We start from the raw sequence: 13,900 nt of genomic DNA on the forward strand, positions 1-13,900 counted from the left end.
GAAAAAATCGTCACGACGAAAAAGCCGTCACGCCGGTGGCGGTGTGACGGCTTTACGCCACGACATTGATTTTGTATCGCTCAGGCAAGTAAGGCCAGAATATCCGCTTTGGGTCTTGCACCGATTGAAGAAGCGGCAAGCTTTCCGTTTTTAAAGACCAGCAGGGTGGGGATGCTCATCACGCGGTATTGCATCGCGAGCTCGCCCTGTTCATCCACATTGACTTTGCCGACCTTGATATCGGCACGTTCATTGGCAATCTCGTCCACAATCGGGGAGACCATGCGGCACGGACCGCACCAAGGGGCCCAGAAATCGACGAGAACGGGGACCTTGCTGTTGATGACCTCTTCGGTGAAATTATCTTTGGTTAATGTTACGACTGACATGTTTTACGACTCCTTTCAGGAATGTGGCTTCATTATAGCATCAAAGATTTATGAAAAATGTGACCTCGTCACATAACGCTCTTAAAGTGATCGGCCATCGAAATGTCGTTTGGCTTTTTATTTTTTCAAACCGCCGAACGAAAACCCGGACAGAATATTGGTATCGAAAGAGAAATTCAGATTTTTGCGCTCGCGGTCGCGTTTAAACGCCAGTGCAATTATTTTGTCCAAAAGATCGCAATAATGCATTCCGGCCGCTTCCCAAAGATAAAAAGACAGCGAACCCGGGATGGTGTTGAGCTCGTTGACATAGACTTCGCCTGTTTTGGAATCGGTCAGAAAGTCGATGCGGGCAACACCGCTGCATCCGAGCGCCTGAAAGGCCTCAACAGCGTATTTTTGAATCAATCCGGTCTGTTCTTCGCCAATATCGGCGGGCAGTTTGCGGCTCAGCCCGCTCATCCCTTTTTGCCCGCTCATGTATTTGTCGCCATAAGATAAAATCGCATCGTTGCCGACCGGCTCTTCGCAGGGGCTTGCAACGGCTTCATAGACGTCACCCAACACCGAACAGTTGATTTCGCGCAGGTTTTCGACCGCGTTTTCAATCATGACCCGGCTGCACAGGAGGAAACAGTCGTCAATGGCTCCGGATAAATTATCACGGGTTTTGACCTTGTAAACGCCGACGCTCGAACCGAGATTAACCGGCTTGACGATAATCGGATAACGGTGATTTTTCTCAATCAAATCGAGAAGTTTATCGCGTTCAGCGGCCCAGCGGTCGGCGTAGAAATCGGTCGCCGCCAGTACCGGGATGCCCTTTGCGGAGAGAATGTCTTTGGTCGTCAGTTTATCCATGCTGTTTGCGGCAGAGAGCACGTCGCATCCGCAGTAGGGCAGGTCGAGCAGATTTAAAAATCCCGCGAGCGTTCCGTCCTCGACGTTGGTGCCGTGCACGATCGGGAACGCGACGTCGATATGGATGCAAAACGGCTTTTTCAAACCCTTCTTTTCGCCTTCCAGATAGACGGTGCCGCCCTTGCGTATAAAAGCCACCCGTTCCGATTTTTGCAGCAGGGCGGGGATATCCTTGAAACTGTCGATGTCACACATCGCGGGCGAGGTGTAAAACTCACCGGTTTTGGTGATATAGAGCGGGATGATCTCGTATTTTTCGGTATCCATGGCTTTGATGGCCTGAACGGCGGTGATGATCGAGATCTCGTGTTCGACGCTCTTTCCGCCCATGATGACGCAGAGATTGATTTTCATTGACAGTTCCTCCGATTAATAATTGTCGGGCAGGTCGTTTTCCAACAGCACGACCGCGTTTTGGGAAGCAAAGGTGTTAAAAATCTGTGCCGCGTTTTTGAAAGTGTCGACACGGATAATTTTATCTTCGGCAAGTTCGGCGGCGACTGCGCCGTCATAAATCGGGTCAGCCCGTTTTCCGCCGACTAAAATCAATAAATCGCAGACCTTTGCTGCGTTTTCGCCGAGTCGGTAATTTTCAGCATCTTCTTTCGTACCCAATTCCACCATGCCGGGCGTGACCACAATTTTCATGCTGTCAAACCAAGACAACGCTTCCAGCGCAGCAGCTGCCCCCGTGGGATTAGAATTGTAAGCGTCGTCGATAATCGTCAGGCCGAACGGGTTCTTATGCATTTCGAGCCGGTGGGGAACGGGTTCAAGCTTGGAAATGGCACCGGCCGTTCTCTTCGGGTCAATGCCGAATTCGGAACAGACGGCGACTGCGGCCAGAATGTTGATGACGTTGTGGCGGCCTAAAAGTTTGGTACGCGCCTCGAAGGTGCCGTCGGGATAATGAATGGTGAATTTGATTCCGTTTTGGTCGGCCTGTATACCGTCGGCCCGGAAATCAAGCCCTTCCGCTTCCAACCCGTATTTAACGGTTTTGGCTTTGGAACCGTGCGCAGAAATATAGGGATTGTCATAGTTCAAAAACATTGTCCCGCCGACTTTTTCGACGGCGTCGGCAAGCTCGAATTTAGTGGCGATGATGTTTTCGAGCGAACCCATGGTCTTGAGGTGCTGTTCGCCGATGGCGGAGATCACGCCGAATACCGGGTTGGTCAGGCGGCAGAGTTCTGCGATATCACCCACACAGGCCGCACCCATCTCCGCCACAAAGACCTCAGTCGTGGCTTTGAGGTCATTATTGACGACTTTGGCGACGCCCATGGGGGTATTATAGCTCTCGGGCGTGATGAGCGTGTTAAAGTGTTCGGATAACAAACGCCCGAGGATGTACTTAGTGCTGGTTTTGCCGTAGCTGCCGGTAATTCCGACCGTGACGGCATTGCTTTGAGCCAGCTTTTGCTGTGCCATTTTAAAATATTTGTTATAAATCATCTTGTCGATCGGGGTGTTTAACGCAAGTGACAGTAACATTAAAAGCGGTCCGACCGCGCATACCGAACCGGCCAGCACGATTGCACCGCGGTGCGGAATTAAAAAATATCCGCTGATCATTGCCGCGAGCGGGAAGAATAAAGCCGTGCCGAAAATCCGTTTGGCACGCGCGGTAAAAACCAGCGCTTTTTTGGCTCTGGGCGCTTTGAAAAGCAGCCAGAAAATTCCGAATACGATCGCCAGCAGACAAGCCGCAAGTGCAAACGCGATATCTTGATCCGAGCCAAGTTCAATCAATATGGTAACGATATCTGCCGATACAAGCAAAACCAGGTTCGGGATCAACTTCTTAAAATTATGCAGTACCCAGTCGAGATAACGCTCGGAGCGGTAGGACGAGAGCTGAAGCATATGCAGATGGAATTTGACGTTGAAAACACAGTAAAAGCCCATTAAAAGACAGGCGGCCAAATAGACGAGTTTCGCAATCACACTCGGTGTCCCCTCTCACTTGTTGTTTAATTCAATATAAAATAACGCAGTGCAGCCGTGAATTCGGGTAATTTACGTAAAAAGGCGTAGTGATCGCAGTCCTTATAGACGATCAGTCCGGCGTCCGGAATCAATTTCTTCATTTTTTCGGCGTCGGAGAGCGGCGTCGCGGTGTCCTTGTCGCCCCAGAACAGCAGAGTGGGGACGGAGATGTTTTTCAACCGGTCGGACACGTCCTGCGCCAGCACCGCCGACATGGTTTTTTTCATCATCAGCGAGGCCTTTTTATAATCTTCAGAGCCGTACTTGGACGGGTCGAAAATTTTTGAAAACGGTTTGCCGATCACCGGAGCATTCAAAAGTTTTTTTCCCGTTTTGAAAAAGAATCGTTTGATATAAAATCCGGGTTTGTGTTTGGCGGGAATGCCGGTGCTGCTGACAAGTATCAGTTTTGAAATGTTTTGGTATCCCCGTCCGGCCAGTGCCAATGCGGTTTTTCCACCGTTTGAGTGACCGACCAGAATCGGCTTTTCGAGGCCGAGTGCTGCGATAAAATGTTCGGTGAAATCGGCGAAATCATCGGTGTTAAAGGGTTTTTTCGGCTCTTCGCTCTCACCGAACCCCGGCAGGTCAACCGTGATCACGCGGCAGCAGTCGGAGATGCGGTCTGCGACCGGTTTGAAGGTGCTGCGGTCGACGCCCCAGCCGTGCAGAAACAAAACGGGCCTGCCTTCGCCGGTGCTGTCATATCCGATTTCAAGACCGTCGACCGAAGTTTTCATAAATCTCCTCTCAGACCCATGATGTGTTTAGTATATTATACCATGCGTCCGCATGGCAGTCAACGACAGACAGGCCGGACATTTGGGAAAAAATTCGACGGAAATCCCGTAAAACGCCCGATCAGCCCTTGTCATTTTTCGGGCGATCTGTTATAATGAGTTCATCATACTGGGGGAGGATGGTTTTGTTGGTTCCCTTTGGAAACGGTATGAGCGCAGAATTTTGCGGGCGGATCAAATCGGTTCGTTTGTAAGCGAATGGAGGAAAACCCTTTTATGGCAAATAACACGGAGGCAAAACAACAGACAAAACAGATTCTGTTCTCGCTGTTTGACGAGGGCAGCGTTATGGAGATCGGAGATCTGGCGGCCAGCGGCGAAAGCGGCGTGCTGGCGGCATGGGGAACCGCAGACGGCAATCCCGTGTTTGCGTTCGCGCAGGACAGCGGAACAATCGGCGGCGCGTTCGGAACGGCGGCCTCGGAAAAGATCGGAAAGATTTATGAGCTTGCAGCCCAAAACGGCGCTCCTGTTGTCGGGATTTTTGACAGCAACGGCGTGCGGATGGCTGAGGGCGGCGAAGTGATGTCGGCACTCGGTAAATTTATGAACAGCGCCAATACCCTTTCGGGCGTAGTACCGCAGATCGCGGTCGTGACCGGTACCTGCGGCGGTTCAATGGCGATGATCGCCGAATGTGCCGATGCAGTGATTCTGTGTGAAGACGCGCAGCTGTTTTTGACGCCGGACGACATCATCAAAGCGGCACAGCCCGGTTATAAGCCCGCTAAGAGCAGTGTGACAGCGGCAAAGAACGGAACGGCGGCGTTGGTCACGAAAGACGCAGCTTCGGCAGTTGAGGCGGCGAAAAAGCTGCTCTCATATCTCCCGTCCAACAATCTCGACGTGCCCCCGGTGTTTGATTTTACCGAACCCGCCGAAGGTATTGCCGATTCAGACAGTTTTTATGAGCTCTACGCCGAATACGGCACAACCGCGAAAGTCGGCTTTGCCACCGTCGGCGGACAAAGCGTGGGCCTGGTTTCCACCGCAAAGGACGAAAAGGGCTATATCCGCAGCTGCGCCGCTAAAAAGATCGCCCGTTTTGTGCGGTTGTGCGACGCCTATTCGATCCCGGTTGTTACGCTGGTTGATACCGACGGTTTTGCGCCGGACGGCGACGGCGAGGCAAAAGGTGCGATTATGACCGCCGCCGCGTTGTCTCAGGCGTATGCAGAGGCGACTTGCCCCAAGATCTCGGTTATAACCGGGAAAGCCATCGGTCCTGTTTATATTGCGACCTGCGGCAAATCCGCAAATGCAGACGCTGTATTTGCGTATGAAAATGCAATTATCAGTCCGGTCAACCCCGATGCGGCGTTGATTATCAACGAACCGCAGCTGCTGGATAACTGCAAGAGCGAGGCGGAGCGCAAAGCGGTTTATGCCGCCTATGCCGCAGACAAACTCGGTGCAAAAGCAGCAGCTTCTGCCGGTTTGGTAGATGCCATCGTGACGTCCGCCACGATTCGTGCACAGGTGCTTTCGGCGCTGTCAATGCTCTCGGGCAAACGGGTCAGCCGCATGCCCAAAAAGCATGCCACCAATCTGTTGTAAAATCGGGCAATCCGATCTATATAGATAATGATTAATGAATTAAGGAGAAAAGATATGAAAAACCTGAAGATCACCGTCAATGGCAAAACCTATGACGTTGCCGTCGAAGAAGTCGGCTCAACCGCGGCAGCCGCACCGACACCCGCACCGACACCCGCAGCCGCACCTGCACCGGCACCTGCCGCAGCACCCGCTGCCGCCGCAGATGGTAACCCCGTCAAAGCCCCGATGCCCGGCACCATCATCAATGTGTTCGCAAAGCAGGGTGATACCGTGGAAAAGGGTCAGGTTCTGTTGATTCTCGAGGCCATGAAAATGGAAAACGAGATTCAGGCGGCCGAAGCGGGCACCGTCACCGGCGTCAATGTAAAAAAAGGCGACACGGTCAACGCAGACGACGTCCTGCTTACCATCGCGTAAGCAGTTCGAAAAATAAATTTTTCGAACCGGGAGTTTGTTCCTTTCGGCTTTTCCGAATCGGCTCAAACATCTCTCAATCTGTAAAGGAATGGTTATAATATGGCAAAAAAGATTCTGATTACCGACCTGACGCTGCGTGATGCCCATCAGTCGCTGTTGGCGACCCGCATGAGCACCGAGCAGATGCTTCCGGTCATGGAACTGATGGATAAAATCGGCTTTCATTCGATGGAAGTCTGGGGCGGTGCGACATTCGACGCCTGCCTGCGTTTTTTGAACGAAGATCCGTGGGATCGTCTGCGCACCATGCGCAAAAAAATGCCCAATACCAAGCTGCAGATGCTCTTCCGCGGGCAGAATATGCTGGGATATCGCCATTATGCTGACGACGTGGTCGAATATTTCGTCCAGAAGTGCGTTTCCAACGGTATTGATATCATCCGCATCTTTGACGCGCTTAACGACATCCGCAATCTGAAGTGCTCCATCGCCGCAGCCAAGAAGGAAAAAGCCCATGTTCAGGGTGCAATCTCTTATACGACCGGCGAGGTCTTCACAATTGACTATTACGTTAAATACGCCAAACAGCTCGAGGACGAAGGCGTGGATTCTATTTGTGTCAAAGATATGGCGGGTCTGTTGACCCCGTTCTTTACCTATGATCTGGTCAAGGCGCTCAAAGAAAACGTCAAAGTCCCGATCCAGCTGCACTCACATTATACGGCGGGTCTCGCGTCCATGTCTCTGCTCAAGGGCATTGAAGCTGGCGCCGATATCATCGACACGGTCATGTCCCCGCTGGCACTCGGCACCTCCCATGCGCCGACTGAGAGTATGGTCGCCGCACTCAAGGGAACACAGTATGACACCGGAATCGACCTGGTCAAGCTGAACCCGATCAAGGATTATTTCGCCGAACTGCGCGCTGAATACATCAAGAGCGGCATGATCAACCAGAGAATGCTCGGTGTTGATGCCAACACCCTGCTGTATCAGGTTCCGGGCGGTATGCTTTCGAACCTCGTTAAACAATTGGCAGACGCCAAAAAGTCTGATAAACTCGACGATGTGCTCAATGAGGTCCCGCGTGTGCGCGCCGACGCCGGTTATCCGCCGCTGGTTACGCCTTCATCCCAGATCGTCGGTACCCAAGCGGTATATAACATCATCATGGGCGAGCGGTATAAGACCGTCACCAAGGAATTTAAAGCGCTGATCAAAGGTGAGTACGGAAAGACCCCGATGCCCATCTCTCCGGAATTCTCCAAGAAGATTCTCGGCGACGAAGAGCCTATCACTTGCCGCCCCGCCGATCTGCTTAAGCCCGAGCTGGATACCATGCGCGAAAAAGCGGCAAAATGGGCCATTCAGGACGAGGATGTGCTGACTTACGCCCAGTTCGACCAGGTTGCGATTAAGTTCTTCGAACAGCGCCGCAACAGGATGCACGGCGTCGACAGCGAGCATTTCGACCCGGCCAATAAAACCCATATCGTTTAATTAGTCCCTGCTGAATAAACCGAGAGGAGTGTCGATCCGGTGAAACTGATAAACGTCGGATTCGGAAATCTTGTGGTCGCCGAGCGCATCGTATCGATCGCCGGATTCGACACACAACCGGTCAAACGTCTGGCACAGGACGCCAAGGCGGAGGGTCGGCTGGTCGATACGACCTATGGGCGCAAGACCAAGGCGATCATCCTCACCGACAGCGGCTATGTGATCGCCTCGGCACTCCAGCCGGAGACCATCGCAGGCCGTATTGCCGACACGGATAATCATAAGGAGGACGAGAAATGAGCAAAGGGCTTATCCTCGTCCTCTCCGGTCCTGCCGGCAGCGGCAAAGATACCATGCTGGAACGGTATTTCAAGTTCGGCACTGCAAAAAAGACCATATCGGCCACCACGCGTCCGATCAGAGCCTGCGAAAAAGACGGCATAGACTATTACTTTTTTACGCGCGAACGATTTGAAAAAGCGATTAAAGACGGCGAACTGCTTGAATATACCGAATATGCGGGCAATTACTACGGAACACTTTACAGCGAGATCAATCGCATCACCGCCGCAGGAGACGACGTGATTTTAAAAATTGAGGTCGAGGGCGGACAAAATGTGAAAAAACGGTTTCCCAACGCGGTTTTGGCCTTTACGTTTCCGCCAAGTGCGGCCATTCTTGCCGCACGGCTGAGGCGACGCGGCACCGAGGATGAACAGACCATTAAAAGACGCCTTGCCGTAGCCCAAACCGAAATAGAAACCGCAAAAAAGATCTATGATTATTTAATCATCAATGACGACGCAGACAATGCGGCCAAGCAGTTGGCGGACATCATTTCCGCCCGGCACGCCGCGATGAACGAAAATATCGATTTTATGAACGAGGTAAAAGACGATGTCAAAAATCATTTCATTTGATCCGGAAAAATACTCAAAGAGCCGTTATTCTACGGTGATCGGCGTCGCAAAGCGCGCCCGTGAGATCGCCGAACAGGCGGCGGAGGAGAAAGAGATTCTGACCGAAAAACCGGTCAAAACAGCGATGACAGAACTCATCGAGGGCAGATTTAAAATCGTCACGGTCAACAGAGAGAAAAACGAGACCTCAGACGACGATTACACGGAAATATCCTTCCATTAAGGAGATGTAACTGTGCCGTCGATTGCAAAAGTCGCGGTTGCGGGGCTGCTTTATAGTTACGACCGGGTCTTTGACTATTTGCTGCCGCCGGAATTTTCGTCTGTTAAACCGGGATGCAGGGTGAAGGTCGGATTCGGGAAGGGCAATGCCGAAAAGGCGGCGATGATCCTTGAAATCGTCTCCGAAAACGAAGCAAAGGAACTCAAACCCGTCAAGGCGCTAATCGACCCGAAACCGGTTTTGACAGGGGAACAGTTGGAACTTGCCGTCCGGGTGGCGGAGCGTACATTTTGTCCGATTTACGACGCGATCAAGCTGATGCTGCCGTCGGGCCTCGGATTTCTCGACAAAATTACATATCAAAAGACGACAGACCGGGATCCGCAGTCCTTCGACGAACCGCAGAGGTCTGTTTTGTTATATCTGGGTGATAAACCCGTCAGCGCTCAAAAGCTGAAAAAAGAGACCGGTGTCGGTTCTGAGATATTGGAGATCATGGTACGCGAAGGACTGCTTGAAAGCAGCGTAAAGACGGCGCGTAAAGTCGGGGACAAGACAGTAAAACTGTTATCACTCGGACCGGAGAAACCCAAACGACAGTCCCCCAAGCAAGCGGCGGTTTTGAAATATCTCGAAGAGAATGGGGAAAGCGCTGCAAAGCAGGTCAGCTATTACACCGGCGCTTCCAACGCCACGATCAATACGCTGATCAGTAAAAACGCTGTTATTGCCAACGAGCAGTTATGCTATCGGGAATCCTATGAATCCGCCGAACGGATTGACCCGGACTCTCTTATCCTGAACAAAGACCAACAGGCGGCATATGAGACCCTTTCGGCGCTTGCTCCCGGCTCAAACGCACTGTTATTCGGCGTGACCGGCAGCGGCAAGACGATGGTCATTTTGAAGCTGGTGCAAAAAACACTTTCCGAGGGCAGATCGGCGCTGCTGATGGTGCCCGAGATTTTATTGACGCCGCAGTTTACAAAATTATTTACCGGCTGCTTCGGAAAACGGGTGGCGGTGCTGCACAGCGGTCTTTCCGAGGGGGTTCGGCTCGACGAATACCGCCGCATCAAAAACGGCGATGCAGATCTCGTGATTGGAACCCGCTCCGCGATTTTTGCACCGCTCGAAAACATCGGTTTAATCTCGATGGATGAGGAGCAGGAGAGCGCCTATAAATCAGAGAGCAGCCCGCGTTATGATGCCGGAGAGGTCGCCGCAATGCGTGCAAAAACCCACGGTGCCTTGTTTTTACGGTCTTCGGCAACGCCCTCAATCCGCACTTGGCATGCAGCGCAAAACGGGAAAATCGCATTGGTCAAACTCGGCGCAAGATATGCGGGCGCAAGATTGCCGTCGGTGAAACTCATTGACATGCGGGACGAGTCTCCGGTAGCGCCGGGCGGTGTTTTGGGAGAAACATTGCTGAACGCGTTGAAAAATACGCGTGACAATGGACGGCAATCGGTGTTATTATTAAACCGGCGGGGTCATGATACCATCGTGATCTGTTACGACTGCGGTGAGGTAATCAAGTGTCCGCACTGCAGTGTCGCCCTGAATTACCACATCGCCAACGGGCGTCTGATGTGCCACGTCTGCGGCTACAGCACCGCGGAGATGCGCTGTTCAAAATGCGATGGCAAACGGATGCGGTTCTTGGGCAGTGGCATTCAGAAAGTCGAGACCGAACTGGCACAGCTTCTCCCCGAGGCCTCGGTGCTGCGCATGGACACCGACACCACTGTGACACGGGACGCCCACGATAAGTTGTTTACCAACTTTAAAAACGGGGAATATGACATTCTGATCGGCACACAGATGGTGGCCAAGGGCATTGACTTCGAAAACGTGACGCTGGTCGGGGTATTGAATGCCGAGCAGGGGCTTTTCTCGGGCGATTACAAAGGCGCGGAACGGACTTTTTCACTGCTGACGCAGGTTGTCGGGCGTTGCGGAAGGGGAAAGTACAGCGGTGAGGCGATCATCCAGACCTACCTGCCTGAAAATCGGATTTTCGAATATGCCCGCAATCAGGACTATGAGGCTTTTTATAACGACGAAATCGAACTTCGCCGCCAGCTGCTTCATCCGCCGTTTTGCGATATCTGCCTGATCGGTGTGAGCGGAGAAAACGAAAAAGAAACCGCCAAGGCCGCCGATGAATTCTTGGAATTGGTCAAGGAAAAGACTGTCGGAACCGAGTTTCCGGTGCGTGCATACGGTCCGGCACCCGCACAGACGGCACGCGCGGCCAATCGATATCGCTATCGCCTGACTTTGAAGTGCCGGAATACAAAGGGTTTTCGGGATTTAATCGGGCAGGCGCTCAAAGATTTTTCAAACGCGCATAAGCGCGACAATATCACCGCGTTTGCGGATATGAATCCCGAGCAGTATTATTAAGAAAACTAATTTCGGAATGAGGGAATAACATGGCAATCAGAAAAATCGTTATAGACGGCGACGAGATGTTGAAAAAGGTCTGCAGGCCGGTTGAGAAATTCGATGAACGTCTTGCAACGCTGGTGGGGGACATGCGCGATACCTTGACCGCCGAAAACGGCGTCGGGCTTGCCGCTCCGCAGGTCGGCGTTTTAAAGCGTGTTTTCATCATCAACACCGGTGAAGAGATCAAAGAGTTTATCAATCCCGAGATCATCAGCCGCGAAGGAGACCAGCGCACGGCGGAGGGGTGCCTTTCCTGCCCGGGGCTCTGGGGTGTTACTGTGCGTCCGCAGAAGATCGTCGGAAAGGCATTCGACCTTAAGGGTAATGAATTTGAGTTTACCGGTGAGGATTTGATGGCCAAAGCCTTCTGCCACGAAAACGACCATTTGAACGGCATTCTGTTTAAAGAACGCGTCGTCGAGTGGCTAGAAAATGACGTAAAATAATGTAGGGGGCGATACAGGCAACGGCCTGCTGCGTTCGCCCGCGTTGTCCCCATCGCATGGATTGTCCCCATCGCATGGATTGTCCCCATCGCATGGATTCCGCACGGCGGGGACGGAGCGCCGAGTCGTCGCTCCCTATAAATTGTTTTTAGAGGCAGATTGTATGAAGATTCTATTCATGGGCACACCTGAATTCGCTGCGGTTTCGCTGGAAAAGCTGGCCGCTGAATTTGAGGTTGCAGCTGTGATTTCGCAGACGGACAAGCCGAAGGGAAGGGGTTATGAACTGCTGCCGACGCCGGTCAAAGTCACTGCGCAAAAACACGGCATTCCCGTTTATCAGCCCGCTTCCATGCGCACGCTCGAATCTGCGGAACTGGTTCGGGGATTGAAACCCGATGTGATTGTGGTCGTCGCTTACGGTAAAATTCTGCCGCTTGATATACTGAGCATTCCGCCGATGGGCTGTATCAATCTGCACGGCTCGCTGCTGCCCAAATACCGCGGCGCCGCACCGATTGAATGGGCGGTGATCAACGGCGAGAATAAGACGGGTCTGACGACGATGTATATGGCCGAGGGTATGGATGACGGCGATATGATTGATAAAGTTGAGACCGAAATCGGCGAAAATGAGACCGCCTTTGAACTGCGCGGGCGGTTGGCCGTGATCGGTGCGGATTTATTGGCAAAAACCCTGCACGACCTCGAAAAGGGACCGCTTCCGAGAACACCGCAAAATCATGCAGAGGCGACCTATGCACCGATGATTAAAAAAGAACTCGGAAAGCTGGATCCTTCTAAACCCGCTCTTGAAATTCACAATCTTGCGCGCGGTCTTTCACCGTCGCCGAGTGTTTTTTTCTCGGTGGGCGGTCGGCGGGTCAAATTGCTGAAAACCGCTTTCATCGGCGATATGAACGGCACTGCTGGTACAGTGACAATTAAAGACGGTGCATTATATCTGTATTGCGGGACGGGCGCGGTACGATTGGACGAAATTTGCCCCGAGGGCAAAAAACCGATGACAGGCGCGGCTTATTATAACGGACATCGCTTTGTGCGTGTTGATAATTGAATTATATAATAGAAAACGATGGGCGTATATCATTTGATATGCGCCCGCTTTTAACAGATGTCGTAATGTTTATTGCGTTGGCGTTTGCTGCGGTTGACCTTACTCGAGATGGAGCGGTCAATATGAATGACAAGGTAAAATTTGATTTTTTTGTTGACACATACTGACAAGATGCGATATAATATTCACATACGGAAAATTAGCGGGGAAGGAGAAATTGCATGCATTCGCAGAGACGTTACGGTATCGTTTACATATGCTGCATTCTCTCTGCTTTATTAGTGTCTTTGCTTACATTATCCATATCCGCCGCTTCTCCGACCCTGAGCGCTGAGCTCAAACCTTCGGCGGACGGGAAGACCATAATAGTGGTTTTTTCGATTACAAATAACCCCGGCATCGCGGGTTTTCGGTTCACGATGAACTATGACAACACGGTACTTAAACCGGTGCAGACCGTCTGTAAGATTTCGGACGGATTGTATATCGATAACCACGAAACCGCCACCACCCAATTGAATGTAGTGTGGGCCAACGGAACGAATTATACCGGAAACGGAGAACTGTGCAGCGCAACCTTCTCGGTGATCGGAACCGTCAAAGACGGGCAGTATCCGATCACGATTACCTATGATCCTGCCGATATTGTCAGTATTGTCGACGGTGATCCAAAATCCATCTCCTGCGAAGCCAATGGAATGACCGCATCGGTTCAGACGGTTTCGATACAGTCCGAACCTTCGCAACCGGTCTCGTCGGAAAACACCGGCAGTCAGATACAGAGCGCATCTCCCGTTTCGGCCTCTTCCTCAGCTTCTGCGGTTTCAAGCATACCTTCATCTTCAACGATTTCAACGGGGACAAGCACACCGTTGATTGAAGTGAATAGTCAGGTGCCTGTTCCGGATTATACGAGTGCAGCTTCAGAAAACAGTATAACACTGCAGTCCTCTCAATCCGTTTCCGGCACGGTTCAGAGCAGTTCCGGCGAAAACAGTCAAACACAATCACCCGGAACAGAAAGCATAAATTCTTATCCCACACTGTCCCAATCCTCGGGGGAACAAATCCCGACGCAGTCTCCCGACAGGAAAACCCCCGATATCCTTTTCATTGCGGTTCTGATTATCGCCGCAGGAGCGGCAGCCGTTTTAATCGTTTTCATCATCAGAAGAAACAAAACACAAGTGAAATAAC

General features: G+C 51.9%; 14 protein-coding genes. 10 read left to right on the plus strand and 4 right to left on the minus strand.

What is annotated here, in order from left to right; translation table 11 throughout:
* Window positions 1-80: 80 nt before the first annotated feature.
* From trxA to PK629_02175, 4 genes are all read right to left on the minus strand, one after another.
* A complete protein-coding gene (gene trxA, locus PK629_02160) occupies window positions 81-389 on the minus strand; it encodes a thioredoxin (GenBank protein ID HOP10276.1) in 309 nt (102 codons plus the stop codon).
* A gap of 117 nt (window positions 390-506) precedes the next feature.
* Window positions 507-1,664, minus strand: a complete 1,158-nt coding sequence (locus PK629_02165; protein HOP10277.1) for a D-alanine--D-alanine ligase family protein — start codon at window positions 1,662-1,664, stop codon at window positions 507-509.
* 15 nt (window positions 1,665-1,679) lie between these two features.
* The gene (gene murF, locus PK629_02170) at window positions 1,680-3,260 is read right to left on the minus strand and encodes a UDP-N-acetylmuramoyl-tripeptide--D-alanyl-D-alanine ligase (GenBank protein ID HOP10278.1); all 1,581 of its coding nucleotides are present in this window, start codon (window positions 3,258-3,260) and stop codon (window positions 1,680-1,682) included.
* Window positions 3,261-3,286: 26 nt separating this feature from the next.
* Window positions 3,287-4,042 (minus strand): alpha/beta hydrolase, encoded by a 756-nt coding sequence (locus PK629_02175; protein HOP10279.1) that lies wholly within the window; start codon window positions 4,040-4,042, stop codon window positions 3,287-3,289.
* Window positions 4,043-4,318: 276 nt separating this feature from the next.
* On the opposite strand from PK629_02175, the gene PK629_02180 reads away from it, so the two are divergent.
* The 10 genes from PK629_02180 (at window position 4,319) to PK629_02225 (ending at window position 13,899) form a co-directional block, all read left to right on the plus strand.
* A complete protein-coding gene (locus PK629_02180) occupies window positions 4,319-5,659 on the plus strand; it encodes a carboxyl transferase domain-containing protein (GenBank protein ID HOP10280.1) in 1,341 nt (446 codons plus the stop codon).
* 54 nt (window positions 5,660-5,713) lie between these two features.
* A complete protein-coding gene (locus PK629_02185) occupies window positions 5,714-6,079 on the plus strand; it encodes a biotin/lipoyl-binding protein (protein HOP10281.1) in 366 nt (121 codons plus the stop codon).
* A gap of 99 nt (window positions 6,080-6,178) precedes the next feature.
* Window positions 6,179-7,579, plus strand: coding sequence for an oxaloacetate decarboxylase subunit alpha (locus tag PK629_02190; GenBank protein ID HOP10282.1), 1,401 nt, complete (start codon window positions 6,179-6,181; stop codon window positions 7,577-7,579).
* Between the two features lie 39 nt (window positions 7,580-7,618).
* On the plus strand, window positions 7,619-7,879 hold the full coding sequence (locus PK629_02195) for a DUF370 domain-containing protein (GenBank protein ID HOP10283.1): 261 nt from the start codon (window positions 7,619-7,621) through the stop codon (window positions 7,877-7,879).
* Window positions 7,876-8,499, plus strand: a complete 624-nt coding sequence (gmk, locus tag PK629_02200) for a guanylate kinase (GenBank protein HOP10284.1) — start codon at window positions 7,876-7,878, stop codon at window positions 8,497-8,499. Before PK629_02195 ends, gmk begins: the two co-directional genes overlap by 4 nt.
* On the plus strand, window positions 8,477-8,722 hold the full coding sequence (locus tag PK629_02205) for a DNA-directed RNA polymerase subunit omega (GenBank protein HOP10285.1): 246 nt from the start codon (window positions 8,477-8,479) through the stop codon (window positions 8,720-8,722). Before gmk ends, PK629_02205 begins: the two co-directional genes overlap by 23 nt.
* Window positions 8,723-8,734: 12 nt before the next feature.
* Entirely contained in the window at window positions 8,735-11,134 is a 2,400-nt protein-coding gene (priA, locus tag PK629_02210; GenBank protein ID HOP10286.1) for a primosomal protein N', read from the plus strand.
* Window positions 11,135-11,163: 29 nt separating this feature from the next.
* Window positions 11,164-11,625 (plus strand): peptide deformylase, encoded by a 462-nt coding sequence (def, locus tag PK629_02215; GenBank protein HOP10287.1) that lies wholly within the window; start codon window positions 11,164-11,166, stop codon window positions 11,623-11,625.
* Window positions 11,626-11,788: 163 nt separating this feature from the next.
* A complete protein-coding gene (gene fmt, locus PK629_02220; protein ID HOP10288.1) occupies window positions 11,789-12,703 on the plus strand; it encodes a methionyl-tRNA formyltransferase in 915 nt (304 codons plus the stop codon).
* A 221-nt stretch (window positions 12,704-12,924) separates the two neighbouring features.
* Window positions 12,925-13,899 (plus strand): cohesin domain-containing protein, encoded by a 975-nt coding sequence (locus PK629_02225; protein HOP10289.1) that lies wholly within the window; start codon window positions 12,925-12,927, stop codon window positions 13,897-13,899.
* Window position 13,900: the final 1 nt, after the last annotated feature.

This window comes from Oscillospiraceae bacterium, assembly GCA_035380125.1.
Classification (GTDB): Bacteria; Bacillota; Clostridia; order Oscillospirales; family JAKOTC01; genus DAOPZJ01.